Source organism: Pseudomonas sp. UF-293, assembly GCF_058245595.1.
In genome coordinates this window covers 14,958-30,157 of record NZ_JBSICA010000006.1, presented here as the reverse complement: position 1 = coordinate 30,157, position 15,200 = coordinate 14,958, and the positions used below count along the sequence as shown (strand labels likewise).

14 protein-coding genes are annotated in these 15,200 nt (G+C 61.7%); 2 read left to right on the top strand and 12 right to left on the bottom strand.

The features are described from left to right. Nucleotides 1–29 precede the first annotated feature (29 nt). The 11 genes from pgaD to AC4IHP_RS09020 form a co-directional block, all read right to left on the bottom strand. Nucleotides 30–551, bottom strand: a complete 522-nt coding sequence (gene pgaD, locus AC4IHP_RS09070) for a poly-beta-1,6-N-acetyl-D-glucosamine biosynthesis protein PgaD (protein ID WP_460122743.1) — start codon at nucleotides 549–551, stop codon at nucleotides 30–32. Then, the gene (gene pgaC / locus AC4IHP_RS09065; protein WP_460122741.1) at nucleotides 548–1,903 is read right to left on the bottom strand and encodes a poly-beta-1,6-N-acetyl-D-glucosamine synthase; all 1,356 of its coding nucleotides are present in this window, start codon (nucleotides 1,901–1,903) and stop codon (nucleotides 548–550) included. The genes pgaD and pgaC overlap by 4 nt, the downstream gene beginning before the upstream one ends. A 1-nt stretch (nucleotide 1,904) precedes the next feature. Then, entirely contained in the window at nucleotides 1,905–3,902 is a 1,998-nt protein-coding gene (gene pgaB, locus AC4IHP_RS09060) for a poly-beta-1,6-N-acetyl-D-glucosamine N-deacetylase PgaB (RefSeq protein ID WP_490831521.1), read from the bottom strand. A gap of 12 nt (nucleotides 3,903–3,914) precedes the next feature. Next, nucleotides 3,915–6,395 (bottom strand): poly-beta-1,6 N-acetyl-D-glucosamine export porin PgaA, encoded by a 2,481-nt coding sequence (gene pgaA, locus AC4IHP_RS09055; RefSeq protein ID WP_490831520.1) that lies wholly within the window; start codon nucleotides 6,393–6,395, stop codon nucleotides 3,915–3,917. A gap of 239 nt (nucleotides 6,396–6,634) precedes the next feature. Next, nucleotides 6,635–8,140: a YdgA family protein gene (locus AC4IHP_RS09050; RefSeq protein WP_490831519.1), complete on the bottom strand. Its 1,506-nt coding sequence runs from the start codon at nucleotides 8,138–8,140 to the stop codon at nucleotides 6,635–6,637. 291 nt (nucleotides 8,141–8,431) lie between these two features. After that, nucleotides 8,432–9,067: an NADH:ubiquinone oxidoreductase subunit N gene (locus AC4IHP_RS09045; RefSeq protein WP_460122733.1), complete on the bottom strand. Its 636-nt coding sequence runs from the start codon at nucleotides 9,065–9,067 to the stop codon at nucleotides 8,432–8,434. Nucleotides 9,068–9,159: 92 nt separating this feature from the next. Then, nucleotides 9,160–10,602 carry an efflux transporter outer membrane subunit gene (locus AC4IHP_RS09040; protein ID WP_460122731.1) on the bottom strand — a complete coding sequence of 481 codons (1,443 nt, stop codon included), beginning with the start codon at nucleotides 10,600–10,602 and terminating at the stop codon, nucleotides 9,160–9,162. Further along, complete coding sequence (locus AC4IHP_RS09035) at nucleotides 10,599–11,486, bottom strand: efflux RND transporter periplasmic adaptor subunit (protein WP_460122729.1); 888 nt, start codon at nucleotides 11,484–11,486, stop codon at nucleotides 10,599–10,601. Before AC4IHP_RS09035 ends, AC4IHP_RS09040 begins: the two co-directional genes overlap by 4 nt. Continuing rightward, nucleotides 11,483–11,692 carry a DUF1656 domain-containing protein gene (locus tag AC4IHP_RS09030; RefSeq protein ID WP_016772264.1) on the bottom strand — a complete coding sequence of 70 codons (210 nt, stop codon included), beginning with the start codon at nucleotides 11,690–11,692 and terminating at the stop codon, nucleotides 11,483–11,485. Before AC4IHP_RS09030 ends, AC4IHP_RS09035 begins: the two co-directional genes overlap by 4 nt. Continuing rightward, nucleotides 11,689–13,752, bottom strand: coding sequence for an FUSC family protein (locus AC4IHP_RS09025; protein ID WP_490831518.1), 2,064 nt, complete (start codon nucleotides 13,750–13,752; stop codon nucleotides 11,689–11,691). The genes AC4IHP_RS09030 and AC4IHP_RS09025 overlap by 4 nt, the downstream gene beginning before the upstream one ends. After that, on the bottom strand, nucleotides 13,749–14,177 hold the full coding sequence (locus AC4IHP_RS09020; RefSeq protein ID WP_016772266.1) for a MarR family winged helix-turn-helix transcriptional regulator: 429 nt from the start codon (nucleotides 14,175–14,177) through the stop codon (nucleotides 13,749–13,751). The genes AC4IHP_RS09025 and AC4IHP_RS09020 overlap by 4 nt, the downstream gene beginning before the upstream one ends. 195 nt (nucleotides 14,178–14,372) lie before the next feature. On the opposite strand from AC4IHP_RS09020, the gene AC4IHP_RS09015 reads away from it, so the two are divergent. Continuing rightward, the gene (locus tag AC4IHP_RS09015) at nucleotides 14,373–14,651 is read left to right on the top strand and encodes an antitoxin of toxin-antitoxin stability system (RefSeq protein ID WP_490831517.1); all 279 of its coding nucleotides are present in this window, start codon (nucleotides 14,373–14,375) and stop codon (nucleotides 14,649–14,651) included. After that, on the top strand, nucleotides 14,648–14,869 hold the full coding sequence (locus AC4IHP_RS09010) for a type II toxin-antitoxin system RelE/ParE family toxin (protein ID WP_490831516.1): 222 nt from the start codon (nucleotides 14,648–14,650) through the stop codon (nucleotides 14,867–14,869). The genes AC4IHP_RS09015 and AC4IHP_RS09010 overlap by 4 nt, the downstream gene beginning before the upstream one ends. Nucleotides 14,870–14,916: 47 nt before the next feature. On the opposite strand, the gene AC4IHP_RS09005 is transcribed toward AC4IHP_RS09010, so the two are convergent. Then, a complete protein-coding gene (locus AC4IHP_RS09005) occupies nucleotides 14,917–15,171 on the bottom strand; it encodes a DUF2789 domain-containing protein (protein ID WP_490831515.1) in 255 nt (84 codons plus the stop codon). Between the last annotated feature and the right edge of the window lie 29 nt (nucleotides 15,172–15,200).

The window sequence follows — 15,200 nt, the reverse complement described above, 5'->3', positions numbered from 1 at the left end:
GCAGCCTTCGGCAGCTCCTACAGTGGAGGTCAGGTCAGACGGTTAACCGGCTCGCGATTGCCATCTTCTTCGGCATGCAGAAAGATCACCCGCTGTTGCTCCAGCGGCGCCGGCAAGGCCTGCTGCTGAAGCGGCCAGAAATGCGTTTCCACGTGGCTGATATCACCGTCCTGATCGTTGTGGATGGTCATCACCCCGGGCGTGCGGAGTTTCTGGAAACGCTCGTCGCACAGCTTGAAGCTTTTGCTCAGCCCTTCATCACCAATCACCGGCGAAGGCAGACGGCGCTGGGCGAAGCTGCGGCTTTTGCGTTGCTGGTAACGCGCCCAACCGATCAGGATCACTGCGTTGACCAGCGCCACCCACATATAAACCTGCAAAGTGCCCAAGGCATCGAATGCCGAGTTCTCGATGCGCGGGCCGCCGGTGGTTTCGATCAATGGCCATAGCCCGCGTACCAGCAGGAACAGCAGGCCAACCCAGGCCAGCATCGTGAGGATGACGTCGATCACCACCAGAAAGGGCCGTTGGCGAGTCCGGATAATTTTCATTTGATCACTTCCTCCTGGTCGTCGCCCAGCGGGCGGATGCCCCGATCAGGACTGACCCAGCGCGCGCGTTTTTTGTGTTGGCTGAACAACACCTTGGGGAAACTGACCAGGGTGGTCAGCAGACTGACGAGCCAGAACACCAACGGATACCAGACCACCCAGAACATGGTCTTGCCCAGACCCGGCTCATAGCGCCGGTCAATGATGATGCTGACGGCGAACTGCACCAGGCAGACAAACGCCAGCAACAGGCCGGTGAAGGCCGGCGGCATCAGGTGATCCACGGCGATCGCGTCGGGCATGACCATGAACTTGCCCATGCCCCAGAAAATCACCGACAGCAGAAAGGTGAAGGCCCAACCGGTGGACAGGCAGTATTCGAACAGCAGCGGCCACAGGTAGCGATGGCGGTACTGCCAGATGCCGCGAATGTTCTTGAACAGCACTTCGGCGCCACCCTGAGCCCAGCGCAGACGCTGCTTCCACAGGCCGCCGAGGGTTTCCGGCATGAGGATCCAGCACAGCGCGCGCGGTTCGTAGAAGATGCTCCAGTGATCCAGTTGCAGCTTCCAGCTGATGTCGATGTCTTCGGTGATCATGTCCGGGCTCCAGTAGCCGACCCGGTTCAGCGCGGTGCGGCGGAACGCGACGATCACGCCGGAGACGGTAAAGATACGCCCGAACACCCGTTGCGTACGTTTGATCAGACCGATGATCGAGGAGAACTCGCCCACCTGCACCCGCCCGATCAAGGTTGAACGTGTGCGGATGCGCGGGTTGCCGGTCACTGCGCCAAGGCGCGCGTTATCCAGCATCGGCGCCACCAGATAAGCCGCCGTGTTCGGCGCCAGCAGTGCATCGCCATCGATGCACACCAGATACTCACTGCGCGCAGCGATCGCGCCCATGCGCAGAGCTACAGCCTTGCCCTGGTTTTCCGCCAGATGCAGGACCCGCAAACGCGGATCTTCCTTGGCCAGTGCGTCGAGGACCTCGGCAGTGTTGTCCTTGGAGCCGTCGTTGATCGCGATGACTTCGATATTCGGGTAATGCTGAGCCAGTGCCGCGTGAATCGTATCGGCAGCGTTATCGCCTTCGTTGTAGCAAGGGATCAGGATCGAAATCAGTGGTTCGCCTTCCAATGGCGGCGGCAGCGTGTCGTCCTGCCACGGCCAGTGGCGCTCCCAGTGCAGCCAGAAATACAGACCGCCAGCGATCCACAACCCGGACATGAACAGCGGGTAGAAGAACACGAACGACATCAGGAACTGGCCGGTCACCAGGAAGATCAGCCCCAGCGGAACGCCAAGGACAATCGCCAGAACAAGCAGGGCTAACAGTCTATCCAGCATGTTATGGATTCCATTTGTTGGAGAGTGCAGGCCTTACGGTTTTCAGGTCTGGCAGGTTGTCGAGGAAGTTGTCCGGGTAGTAACCGAAACTGGTCGCACCCTGACGCTTGAGCCGGCCCATCCAGTCCGCCAGATGCACGGCATCGATGTCGGCCTGATCCTTTTGGTTCCAGTCGCGCGCCTGCAATTCGAACACGGTGCGGTTGAGTGCCCCGGGACGTTTTTTCACCGTGGCGACCAGTTCTTCCAGCCACGGGCCGGACTCGGCCAGCGTCTGTTTTTCCATCAATGGCATGGCCATTGGCGCCGTCCAGTCGTAGGTGGCGAGGAAGTCATCGAGGTTCTGTGCGAACCACGCTTCGCTTTCAGGGTTGAGCATCGGCTCGGCGAAGATGTTGCGCGCGGTCAGCACCTGCGGCCCGCGGATTGCGCGGACCTTGGCGGTCAGTTCGTTGGTGAAGTCGATCAGGTAACGACTCTTGAAACGCGTCCAGCGTTGCATCGCCGCCGGGTCGTCGCGCAGCGCGGCAATCGAACCTGGCAGACCTTGAGCAGCGTAGGCCTTCAAGGCATCCGGGCTGGCGTCTTCGAAATCCGAAAGCACAGCATCGTCGTGGTAGAGAATGCCGTCGATCGAGGTCAGGCGCGCCACGTCTTCATAGATTTCACCGATGATCTTGCGCACTTCCGGATTGAACGGTGACAGGCGTTTGTACTGCTTCGGATCGACCGAGGTGATGGCGGTTTTCGGGTCCCACCGGGTTACACGCGGCAGCTTCGAATCGAGTTCGAAACTCAGCACCGGCATCCACGCAAAGACCTTCACATGGGCACGGGTGCGCAGTTGCCAGGCGACGCGGTCGAACAGGTCGGCACGCACCGGCAAGTGGCGGTTGGGGAAGTACAACGAATGCACCAGACCATCGCCCTTGGGATCGGCGAAGGCTTGCAGGAACACCGTGCTGGCACCCAGGTCGGCCATGCGCTGCACCAGTTTGCCGAGGTTGAGGTCCTGCTGCGCCGGGTCCGGATCGTAGACGTTGTCGAGATCGACATGAACCACGCGCATCGGCCCTTCGGCCTGTACCGAGACGATGCTGTTGGCGAAATGCTCGCCGTCAGGATCGGAGGCAACGAGGAAGCGCGGCCCGCTCATCAGGTTGTCGAGCGTATCGAGACCGTCGTCCAGAGTCAGGGCCATCTCATAGCCCTCCTCGCCAACCACGGTCAGCGACGTACCGTCGGCGGTGCCGTACGGCCAGACCCAGACGCGTGGTTTGTAACCGGTGGCCTTGCGGATCTTCTCGGAAATATTCTTTACGTCGGTACGAATGCGCGCCTGGAAATCGGCTTCGGACTCATAGCGCTTGGTCACGGGGTCATAACGCCGGGTCGCGGCGGCAGGCTGCAGGTTGCCCTGCGGGTTGGCAAGGATGCCTTTGTGGTTGGCGTCGGTGTGGGCGGCGATCTCTACCAACCCGGACTTGGAAATTTCGCGGATCTGCTGCCAGGTCAGGAAGTTCTCACGGTTACGCGGCGTGCCGGCAAAATCCACCGGTTGATTGAGCGGCGTGTCGATCCAGGTGCCAACCGGCGCCAGCAAGGCGTGCCAGTTATAGGCGCGCAGCACCGGCAGCACGCGGGTATAGAAGCTGGCATAACCGTCGTCAAAGCTGAGCAACACCGCTTTCGCCGGCAGCTCCGGGCCACCGTGACGCGCGGCCATGATCTGGTCGACGGTCACTGGTTTGTAGCCGTTCTCGCGCAGCCAGGCGAGCTGCTCGATCATGCGCTCGGTGCGCACCGCCACCACGGCCTGATCAGGATCACGGTCTTCGACATCGTGGTAGGCGATGCCAAGCACATGGTTTTTTGGCCACGGTTGTTCACTGGCCGCGACCGGGCGCTCGGAGGGCGGCGCGAAGGCCGGGGCTTGCTGGGCGCAGGCGCTGATCAGCAGCGCTCCCAGCAGAAGGATGAAACGCGAGATAAAAGGCATCTTCAAACTCTTCTAGAAGCGGAAAGTGAGGTCGACGAGCAGACGCAGATCAGTTTCCCGATCACCGTCATAAGGCCGGTTGATCACACTGAACATGCCGCCCACATCGAACACGTCGTTCCAGGCGTACCGTTGGCCATAACCGAGCAACGCCATGCCGCCGGTGCCGTGGTCGCGTTGGCTGTAGGTGCCGGCGCCGGCCTGGAATTGCTGGCTCCAGGAAGTTTCGTAGCGGTGGTAGAGCACGTGGTTGACGTTGACCAGCGGCATCACGCTGAAGTCCGACTTCGGGTTGAAGTACGGCACGTCGTCGGATTTCGAGTTGTGGCTGGTGCCCACTTCCAGGCCGGCGTCGACCTGGATGTTCGGCGCGGTGTAGATGCCCTCGCGCCCGGTCACCAACGCTTCGACGCGGTTGTTGCCATCGCTGAAGTGCGACGGGCTGACCGACACGCGCCACTCGCGGCTTTCGTTGGCGCGCCAGCGCAGGAACGCACTGCCGCCATTGGCCTTGATGTCGCTGTTGAGCGCGCGCAGCGGCGTTTCCGCCGAGAGGTATTCGAGGCTGCCGCCGTACTGCCAGTGATCGTTGATGTCGCGGGCAATCGCCAGGCGCGCGCCCTGTTTGTCACCGAAGCCGTAATCGTGATTCGACACTTCGGCTTCGAGGGTCATGTCACGGGTGCGCCGCTCCAGACCGACACGCTGGAAGCGATGGTGGCCGGTGCCTTCGGCGAAATCGCCAGTGGCATAACCGGCGCCGGCGAACACCCGCCAGTCTTCGTTGATCGGTGGGCTGTAAAGCGTGCTCTGGATACCGAAATCACGGCTGCCGCTGACCGCACCGGCATCGCCGCTGCCGCCACCGTTGGCCTTGCCGCCGTAGGCTTCGACGCGCAGTTCGGCCATGTCATGGACTTCGCGTTCGCGAGCCAGACGCTGCACCTGGCGATTGTCCGGATAGCGCGCGACGACGTCGTCGACCAGCGCATCATTCTGCCGCCACTCCTGCAACTCCATCGCGGTGCGCGCCTGCGCGACCTCCAGGGCGGCATCGCGTGGCGCCATGCTCTCGGTTTCCTTGAGCTGATTTTCCGCGCGGCGCGGCCACTGGCGGGCGAGGTAGAGATTGGCCTGGGCCAGACGCAAGCCAAGGTTGCCCGGCGCCTGATCGACCAGCGTCTGCAAGCGTTCTTCGCCGTGAGGCAGGTCGGAACCGTAGGTGCCGGCCTGGGCGGCGAGTTGCTGGGCGTCCATCCATTCGTCGTTGGGGTTGCCGATCGGCAAACCCTTGAGCTCGACGCGCGGACGCTGGGCTTTCGCCGCGTCTTCGGCGACCTTGCGCGCCTCATCGGCGCGGTCGCTTTCCAGCAGCGAGTAGTACAGCGCAGTGCTGTCTTCGAGGCGATCACCGACATCGGCATCCGGCGCCGAAAGCACCTGGCGATACAGATCGGTAGCAATCTCAGGCTCACGCTGATCCAGATAAGACGCCGCAACCCAGCGCAGGGCGTAGGTCGGAATCTGCACGCCCTCGGCCTGCAGCTTTTGATATTCGGCGATGACGTCGGCGGTGCGCGCCCGGGCCTTGAGCGCGCCCATGCGGTCGATGCGCCAGCGCGTCACGTCGTCGTGAGCAGTCGCGTCGGGCGTCCAGGTCGCGAGCAATTTGTCGTAATCGGCCAGCGCGCGATCGGCGATGACGTAGCGTTCCTTTTCGCTGCGGGTCGCCAGTTCGGCAAGGCGCACGCGTTCGGCGGCGAGATCGCCTTCCAGGCGGCGCAAGGTCACCGGATCAATCAGGCCGGGACGTTGACTGGCCAGACGCAGCGCCGGTTCAGGCAGACGGGCCTGTTGCAGGGCGACCACGTACTCGCGGGCGACTTCCGGTTTGTTGCCGGCGCGGATAAACGCCTGATCGAATTCGAACAATGCGTCGTATTGTTTGCCGGCGCGACCGAGTGCGTAGCCCAAGGCGAGACGGCGTGACGGATCGTCGGGTTTGGCGGCAACCAGCGCCTGGGCGCGGGTGACGGCCTGATCGGGTTTGCCGGAATCGGCCTGGGTCAGCGCCAGGCCCAGTTGCAGGTCGGCGTTGTCCGGCTCCAGCGCCAGCGCCTTGTTGTACACCTGGATGGCCTGATCCCAGCGCTTGAGGTTGCGATAGGCACGCGCGGCGGCGGTCAGTGCCTGCACCGGCAGGACGCGGTCGCGCCCCTGGGTTTCATAGACCTTGACCACTTCGGCATCGAGCCCGGCCCAACTGGCGATTTGCAGGTGATCGCTGACCTGGCTGTCGCTGGCCAGACCCGGCGGCACCTGACGCAGCACGGTCAATGCAGGCGTGTAATGCCCGGCGCGGGCATCGCGCACCATCTCGTCGTAGGGCGTGTCGGCCAATGCCAGCAGCGGCCAGAGCAACTGGCTGCACAGGGCGAATCGGAACAAAGGGCGCAAACCACGATGTAATACAGGGCCATCAATACGCGGCATTTGTCAGCATCCTTACATGGCCAGCCGGGTCGCAATGCCCTCCTTGCCCATTCGTAACGGTGGCCGACAATGACAGCCCTCGGCCAAGCTTGGTGAGGCAGTCTGCACGCAAGCGTAGTCGAATTTTCACAACGCAATAATTGTTCAGAATCGGCCCCGTCTGTACAAAATCCGTACAGCAAAACGCCCGGCACCTGTTCACACAGGGGCCGGGCGTCTGGGGGGGCGCGCGGTTGGGTTTATTGCTCTTGGGTGACGCCGGCAAACTTGCTCATCAGGAAGCCGATGAACTGCTCGACGGTCATTTTCTGGCCGTTGAATTCGACCTGATTGGCCGCGTAATGCAGTTTGGTCACCACGTTGGTGCCGTCGGCGACAGCCAATTGCGAGCCGACCGCCATGCCGGCGAACATGTCCGCCGCTTCCCTGGACTGATCGACGATGGCTTTGGCGTCAGTCTGGCCATCAAGTTGCGCCTGCACGCTGAGCAGATCGACCAGCATCGGCTTGGACACCTGGATGTTCAGGTCGAGCAATGCGATCAGTTGCTTGCCCAGTTGATCCGGCGGCAGGTCCATCGATTGCGGCTTGGTCAGGTCGATCACCAGATTGGCGCGGCTTTCACCGTTGGCGGTGTTGAACGACAGGTTCTCCAGCGCCAGTTGCGGACCGGCCGCCAGCAGCTTCTGCAGATCGGCTTTGACCTGGGCGTTTTCCGCTTCAGTCAGATTCAGCTCCGGTGCCGGCAAACCCTGCGCAGCAGCCTCGGCGGCAGCTTTTTCGTAGGGCTGCAACTTGGTCTGGTAGATCTGCATCAGCGACATGGTCGACGGAATGTCGAGATTCTTCAGGCTCATGGCCATGGCCGCCGAACCGACTTTCTTGTCATTGAGCGTCACTTCGCCGATTTTGTAGTCGGCACGCCCCGAGGCATTGCTGCCGCTTTCTTCGGTGCGGTTCTTCATTTCGAAGTTCTTCACGCCCAGCACCATCGGTTTGGCGCCGAAAGTGGTTTTGCTGCTGGTCACTTCCAGGGTGTTTTCCCCGGTGTAGTAGCCGTAGCTGCTCTTGGCGAGGTTGCTGGCCAGGGTCAGGCCGTTGAGCTCGACCTGCACCGGCGCCTGATCTTGCGACACAGTGACCAGTTTCAGGTTGTCCATGTAGCCGTCGGCCTTGACCTTCTGCGCCTGGGCGCTGGCGGCGATGTCCATGCTCAACCCGGAAAACTTCAGGCTCGATTGCTCATCCAGCGCAGTTTCGAACGGCACCAGATTCAGAGTGCTGGTGGTCGATTCGTCGTAGCCGATGTTGGTCACGCCCTTGAGCGGCGCGGCGCCGTTGGTGGCGGCGAACCATTTTTCCGTGGACGGGCTCTTTTCCAGCTCGTAGTTGCTGGTGGCCATGACCGGCAGCCACTTCAGCGAAACCAGCCGCGAGAACGGCAGCGGGCCGTGTTCGATGTGATCGACGAACAGCAGCTCGACCGGCGCATCACCGAACATCTCGCCTTCGCCCTTGAGGCGATAGTGCGCGGTGCTGGTGAAGGTGTGACGCTCCAGCGATACCAATTCCAGCGACGCGGTGCCGTTAGAGCCGGCCATGGCGGTTTGCAGCTCTTTGTTGGCGTTGGTCACAGCGTTGTTCAGTACGCCTTCGATCTTGGTCCCGGTGTACCAGGCCCCGCCTGCGCTGATCGCGCCGATGGCAACAACAATTCCGAGAAGCACGCCTGCTGATTTATTCATGAATGACCTGATCGGTTTCCGTGGCTGTGGATGATGTCGTCTTCCTTGAACCCGGGATCGGGTCGCGGCTCGACTGTGCGCAATCAAGCGGTGGAGATTAGCACCGGGCGCGCGCGACGGCCCAATGTTTAAAGGTTAAAGAGTGTCTATGGGGGGAATGGACAGTCGACAGGAGCGAAGAGTTTCGGTGTTTTTGCGGGCCTCTTCGCGAGCAGGCTCGCTCGCACCAGGACAGTGCTTTACCTGTGGGAGCGAGCCTGCTCGCGAAGAGGTCGGTGGATTCACAGCAAATCAGGAATATTGAACCTCGATTTCATCCAGCTGATGATCAAAGCTTTTCAGCCGCGCGGTCCAGGTATACACCAGCACTTCAAAGTCCCGATCGATCACCGCTCCGCCGGTGGTATCCGCTCGCACATCGCAGAAATCCAGCTGATAGCGTTCGCGGGCCATGGCCGTGGCAACGTCGGAAAGCTCGCGGGCGTTGTTCAGCCAGTGCCAACCCTCATCGGCGATCTGCTTGTCGAGTTCCAGGCATTGCTTCTTCAGCGCTTCGAGGCTTTTTTCCAGCGGCGTGCCGGTAAGCTCGCCCATGACTTCGGCGAAGGTTCGCCCCGGCTGCCAGTAGCTGCCCCAGAAGTAGCGGTCGAACACGGTTTCGACCCGGCGCAGGGCGACTTTGGTGTCCCAGATCAGCACGAGCATCTTGCCCCGTTCGAGCTGGCGCTTCTTGACCCGTTGCAGCTGAATCGAGGTCCACGCGACGACGACGATCGCCATCACCGCGATCAGCGCAACGGCGCTGTCGAGGAAGATCATCGCCGTATCGATCTGGTGGGCCAGCATGATCCCGTAGAAATACGTGGCCGAGAGCAGCACCAGTGCGACCAGAGCGCACCAGAAGCCGAGAGCGTAAGGGTTTTTCATTATTGTTTCCCCTGGGCCAGCACGAGCAATGTGCATTGCAGGAGCGCTTGGCATGGGGCGCCCCTCCAACACTTCAAAGCATAGCAACGGCCTCAGGGTTTGCTGGCGCCCGAGGTGTTCGTTCGTCCGCTTTCCCAGCCACCGCCCAGGGCGAGGAACAAATCGATCTGGCTCATCGCGACCTGAGTGTTGGCGGCGGCCAGTTGCGCGGTGACATCGGTGTAGGTGCGCGTCGCTTGCAGGTCGGCGAGGAACGACTCGCGGCCGGCCTGGAAGAAGCGGTGCGTCTGCTCGGCGGCGAGCTTGGCCGACTGCTCGGCTTCGGCCAGCGCATCGCGGCGTTGCAGCAGTGCGCTGTACTGGGCCAGACCGGTCTGCGTCTCGCGGATGGCGTTAAGCACCACGCCGTCGAAATGTGCCAGCGCGCCCTGGGTGTTGGCCTCGGCTTCACGGATGCGTGCACGGGCGCCGTTGGTCGGCACTTTCCAGCTCAGCGACGGGCCGAAGCCCCAGCGGTTGGTCGACGGGTCGCCAAGGTCATCAATGATGCCGACGGTGCCGATGGTCGCGCCGATGCTGATGTCCGGGTACAGCTCGCCGGTGGCGATACCAATGCCGGCGGTAGCCGCCGCAAGACGCCGCTCGGCCTGACGAATATCCGGGCGGCGCTTGAGCAGCGCAGCGCCGTCACCGACCGGCACCAGTTGCGCGATCTTCGGCAACTCGGCGCAACTTGCCGTACCTGCCGGCAATTGCTCGACCGGTTTGGCCAGCAGCATCGACAGACGGAACAGCCCGGCCTGCCGCGCCGCTTCATAACGCGGCAAGTCGGCGCGCAGGGATTTGAATTGGGTCTGCGAACGGGTGACCTGGGTTTCGTCACCACGCCCGGCATCACGCAGACGCTGGATCAGCGTAGTGCTCTGCGACTGCAGATCGAGGGAATGCTCGGCGATTTCCCGCTCTTCATTGGCGGCGCAGACCTGGGTGTAAGCACGAACCACGTCCGCCACCAAGGTGATACGCGCAGTGTCGGCGGCAGCCTGAGTCGCATCGGCATTGGCTTTCGCCGCTTCGATACCGCGCTGCAAAGTGCCCCACAGGTCGAACTGGTACGAAGCGCTGATGCCGATATCGGCGATGTTGGCCACCGGGACTTTTTCCGGCAGGAGGAACGCCTGACCGGATTCCTGCAAACGTTGCGCACCCATTTTCACCCCACCACTCCAACCGCCAGCGGCCTCGGCTTCATCCACCTGGGCGCGCGCCCGCGACAGGTTCGCCGCCGCTACACGCAAATCGGTGTTGGAAGCCATGGCCTGCTGCACCAGTTGATCAAGGCGCGGGTCTTTATATAGTCGCCACCAGTCCGCCGGGACGGGTGCCGAAACCACCGGTTTACCGGCGACTGCCAGCTCACCCTGAATGTCCTTGCGCTGCACCGCCGCGTCGGCGGGCACCTGATAATCCGGGCCGACCATCTGACAGGCCGAGAGCATCACGCCCAACCCGGCGATCAACCAGGCCCTGCTCATGGCTGCGACTCCTCATGTTGGTCGTCGATGATCGACACGGTGGCGGTACGCCCGGCGATCATGCGGAAGTCGGCCGGCACCTCATCAAAAGCGATGCGCACCGGAATCCGCTGTGCCAGACGTACCCAACTGAACGCCGGATTGACGTTGGGCAGCAGGTTGCTGCCGCTGGTGCGGTCGCGGTCTTCGATACCGGCGACGATGCTTTCGACATGCCCGCGCAACCGCGCGCGGTCACCGATCACGCGGATATCCACCGATTGCCCGACATGAATACCGTCGAGTTTGGTTTCTTCGAAATAGCCATCGATATGAAAGGAGTTGCTGTCGACCACCGACAACACCGGACGCCCGGCGGTGACGAATTCCTGCGGACGCGGCGCGCGGTCGTTGACGTAACCATCGACCGGGCTGCGGATCACCGAACGATCGAGGTTGAGCTGCGCACTGTCCACCGCTACCAACGCCTCGGCCAGCGCCGATTGCGCGCGGGCCACCCGCGACTGGCTTTCTTCCAGTTGCTCGGCCGGCACCAGATTGCCGAGGCCACGGTTACGCTTGGCTTCACGCTGGGCCTGGGCGAGGGTTTCTTCGCGATCGGCCACCGCGGCCCTGGCTTGGCGCAGGGCCAGTTTGAAGCGGTCCTGGTCGATGCTGAACAGCACCTGACCACGCTTGATCAACTGGTTGTCCTTCACCTCGACCTGCTGGATCAACCCGGACACGTCCGGGGCGATCTGGATGATGTCGGCGCGAATGTGGCCGTCGCGAGTCCACGGCGCGAACATGTAATACATCACCATGCGCCAGACGAGGACAACGGCAAAAGTCACGATCAGCAGGGTCAGAACCACGCGACCGATGGTCAGAAACGGTTTTTTCATGTCATCAGGTATCGACTGAGTGAGTCCACGCCGTACAGCAGCACGGCGTAAAGCGCCACGTTGAACAATGCCCGGTGCCAGACCAGACGGTAAAAGTGCAGGCGTTGCAGCACGCCATGCACCAACAAAAACAGCACGTAAGTAATGCCCATCAGCACCAGCAGGGTCGGCAGGAAAATGCCGCTGATATCCAGATCACCGATCATAGGGGCGCTCCATCGGGCAGCGGTTCTTCGGGCTCGGCGCTGGAGACGAACTCGACGCCGGGCAGCAAGGCAAGACGCAGACCGCTCAAGGCGTGCAACAGGTGGCGACGGGTTTCATCGTCGCCTTGGCCGTTGAGCGCACGGCGGGTGCGATCAAGGGTCATCAGCAGACCGCTCGGCGCCGGCAGGCGTTCGTCGGCTTTGAGGCACGCGCGGAAATACTCGCCAACCTCGCCCACCACCTGTCGCAACAGGGCGTTTGGCACGCCGGTGACGCGCGGGGTGTAGGCAAGCAGATCGAGCATATTCAGACCGACACGCACTTCACGCATGGCGATGCCGGTGTCCTGACCGGTCAGGGCCAGACGCGGCAGGTGCTGCATCAGCCGATCGAGCAACTGCACACCCAAATGCCGATGTTCGGCGAGGCTGGCCGGTTCGGTCATGCTGACGATGTCTTTCCAGCTGAATCGGGTCAGACGCTTGGCCGCCAGCTCGGCGCCGAACGGTCGCGCCACCAGCGTCCAGATAAAGGCGAACAACAGCCCCAGCGGCCCGGCCAGGTTGGAGTTGGCGAAGGCGAAAAAGTCAGCGTCGTACGCGCCCTGAATACTGATGAACGAGGAAGTGTTGACCAGCGTCAGCAGCATGCCGAGGTAGAAGCGCGGCTGCACCGTCAGCGTACCGATGCAAATGAACGGCACGGCAAACGCCAGAACCAGCATCGGAAAATCATGCAGGTTGGGCAGAATCAGGAACAGATAAAGGCTGGCGAACAGCACCGACATCCCGGTCCAGAAAAAGAACCGGTAAATCTGCGGTGCCGGGTCGTCCATCGAGGCGAAGAAGCTGCACGCCACCGCCGCCAGGATCACCGCGCTGCCGCCGTCCGGCCAGCCGAGCAGGATCCACAGCACCGAAGCAACGATGATCGCCAGAATGGTCGAAGCCACCGAATACAACATCAGCCCGCGATCGATGAACGGCGTCAACCGGCCGAGGCGCCAGTGCCGGTACACCGCGCGCCAGTTGTCCTGGCGCTCGCACAGGATCGCATCCTGCAGGCTGCGGCAGTCCTGCCACAGATCGATGAATTCACCGAGGCGGTAGATCGCGTTGGAGAACAGCAACTGTTTGCGGTCTTCCAGCGCTTCGGCGCTTGGTTGCAGTGCGTCGAGTTGATCTCTCAGCGCTTGCCAGCGCTCGAGATTGGCGTCTGCGTGGCCCAGCCATTCCCGGGTCGCGGTCAGCAACGGCTGGAATTTTTCCACCAGCTCCGGGGTGCGGCGTTCGAGGGCGTACAGCGAATCCTCAAGGGCATCGATCACCGGCAACAGATGAATCATTCGCCCGCGCAGTTCCTTGGTGTTGCGCACGGTTTGTGGCCGCGCGCCTTCGTGGGGCAACTGGCCGATCATCAACTCGAGGCTGTTGAAATTGGCGACCATGGCCATGCGCAGCGCGGTGACTTCTTCCGGCTGCACATCGCGGCTGAGAAACTTCAGGCTGTAGCTCGTCGCATCGGCGAACCACTTGCTTACCGCGTCGTTGAACACCGGCGCCAGCCGTCGCGGCCAGAACATCGCACCGACCACCGCAGCGACGGCGATGCCAAGGAAAATCTCTTCGGTACGCGCCTCGGCTACGTCCCACACCGCCAGCGGATTATCGACCACCGGCAGAGCAATCAGCGGCAAGGTGTAACCGGCCAGCATCAGCGCATAACTGTTGGCCGTGCGCAGATGCAGGGACATGAACAGCAGAATGCCGGTCCACAACGCGATCACCACCACCAGCACATAGGGACTCTGCACGAACATCGGCACGAACAGCACCGCCGCCGCCGCGCCCAGGAAAGTGCCCGCCGCGCGGTACAGCGCTTTGGAACTGGTCGGGCCGAGAAACGGGCTGGAAACGATGTACACCGTGGCCATCGCCCAGTACGGACGCGGCATTTGCATGAGCAAGGCGATGTACAGCGCGATCATCGACGCTGCAAAAGTACGGACCCCGTAAAACCAGTCACGGGCCGGCGGCATGCCAGTGAAAAAACCGTTCAAGAATTGACCACCACAGGCGAACTCGCCGCCTCAAAAGCCCTCAGTACCCGAAGCGTAGCTTCCAGATCGCTGCGCTCGATGCCTTCCAGCACTTCGTGGCGCAAGCGCACCAGCTCGGCTTCGACCGCTTGCACCAGCTCGCGGCCGGTATCGGTCAGGCTCAGGCACTTGGCGCGGCGATCCTGAGCGTCTTCGGTGCGACAGACGTAACCGGCATGGCACAACTGATCGAGCAACCGCACCAGCGAAGGACTCTCCATCCCCGCAGCCTGGGCGACTTGCACCTGACGCACGCCCTCGCCCAAACGCCCGATCATCAACAAAGGCACGGCGCAGGCTTCGGAAATTCCGTAGTTGACCAGCGTGGTCTGGCAGATCTTCCGCCAATGCCGGGCGGCCACCACCATGGCGCTGCTGATGTTCATCTGAAGACTGTCGAGGGAATCGGACACGGGATAACGGACACTGTTAGTTTGCTAACTATCAATATCGCATTGGAGGGGAATTTCAGTCAAGTTTTGAAACAAATCTCTCCGTTAGTCGCCCTATCTGACTCAAAGCTTTCTCCATCGATACTGACAAGGTGTATACGTTGTCATCACCTAATTCAGGAGCCTGATATGTCAAAACAAGCCGTTTTCACCATGAAACTGGAGCCGGAACTGCGGGAGGAGTTCATGGCGGAAGCCGAAGCGGCACACCGGCCGGCGTCGCAAATCATGCGAGACATGATGCGTCAGTATGTTCAAACCCAGCGAGAGGCCCGCGAATATGAAGCGTTCCTGCAACGCAAGGTTGAAATCGCTCGGGAATCCGTACGTGCCGGAGACGGATTGAACAACGAAGACGTAGAAGCAGCGCTCGCGGCAAATCGCAGGCAGGCAGAAGATCACCTATGAAAATCATATGGACGCCAGCCGCCGCACAGGATCGTGCAGACATTTGGGACTACTTGCAGGCCGCCAACCCAAGAGCGGCCATTGAAATGGATCTGCGCTTCAGCGAAGCGGTTCATCGCCTTTCCGACAATCCGTTGATTGGCCGTACCGGCATTATTGCCGGTACGCGTGAAATGATTCCGCATCCCAGTTACCGTCTTGTCTATCAAACGGAGTGAGACGCCGTCTGGATCATGGCGCTGGTGCATACGGCACGGACTTGGCCTCAGCCGAAGTAATCAGCCCGCCCCTTACGCAACATCACATTCAACTGATCCACCACCTCCGCCCAATCCGCATCATCCAGAATCTCCTCGCGCAGAAACTCCGCCTGACTTTCCGTCCAGAAAAACGCGTCGGCCAGATGCAATTCCGGTTTGAGCGGGGAATGGCTGGCGATGAATTGGTCGATGCCGGTCGGGTCGTCGGCGAGGCCGAGTTGTTTGAACAGGGCCGGTAGGCTGTGCTGCGGATTTTCCATGATGCAACTCCTCTGCAATTCGGTTCCGG

Excerpts from the sequence above, each read along its gene's own strand:
- pgaC (WP_460122741.1), bottom strand. The coding sequence starts at position 1,903 with ATGCTGGATAGACTGTTAGCCCTGCTTGTTCTGGCGATTGTCCTTGGC.
- AC4IHP_RS09030 (WP_016772264.1), bottom strand. The coding sequence starts at position 11,692 with ATGATCGGTGATCTGGATATCAGCGGCATTTTCCTGCCGACCCTGCTG.
- AC4IHP_RS09040 (WP_460122731.1), bottom strand. The coding sequence starts at position 10,602 with ATGAGCAGGGCCTGGTTGATCGCCGGGTTGGGCGTGATGCTCTCGGCC.
- AC4IHP_RS09005 (WP_490831515.1), bottom strand. The coding sequence starts at position 15,171 with ATGGAAAATCCGCAGCACAGCCTACCGGCCCTGTTCAAACAACTCGGC.
- AC4IHP_RS09020 (WP_016772266.1), bottom strand. The coding sequence starts at position 14,177 with ATGAACATCAGCAGCGCCATGGTGGTGGCCGCCCGGCATTGGCGGAAG.
- pgaD (WP_460122743.1), bottom strand. The coding sequence starts at position 551 with ATGAAAATTATCCGGACTCGCCAACGGCCCTTTCTGGTGGTGATCGAC.
- AC4IHP_RS09035 (WP_460122729.1), bottom strand. The coding sequence starts at position 11,486 with ATGAAAAAACCGTTTCTGACCATCGGTCGCGTGGTTCTGACCCTGCTG.
- AC4IHP_RS09010 (WP_490831516.1), top strand. The coding sequence starts at position 14,648 with ATGAAAATCATATGGACGCCAGCCGCCGCACAGGATCGTGCAGACATT.
- AC4IHP_RS09015 (WP_490831517.1), top strand. The coding sequence starts at position 14,373 with ATGTCAAAACAAGCCGTTTTCACCATGAAACTGGAGCCGGAACTGCGG.
- pgaB (WP_490831521.1), bottom strand. The coding sequence starts at position 3,902 with ATGCCTTTTATCTCGCGTTTCATCCTTCTGCTGGGAGCGCTGCTGATC.
- AC4IHP_RS09045 (WP_460122733.1), bottom strand. The coding sequence starts at position 9,067 with ATGAAAAACCCTTACGCTCTCGGCTTCTGGTGCGCTCTGGTCGCACTG.
- pgaA (WP_490831520.1), bottom strand. The coding sequence starts at position 6,395 with ATGCCGCGTATTGATGGCCCTGTATTACATCGTGGTTTGCGCCCTTTG.
- AC4IHP_RS09050 (WP_490831519.1), bottom strand. The coding sequence starts at position 8,140 with ATGAATAAATCAGCAGGCGTGCTTCTCGGAATTGTTGTTGCCATCGGC.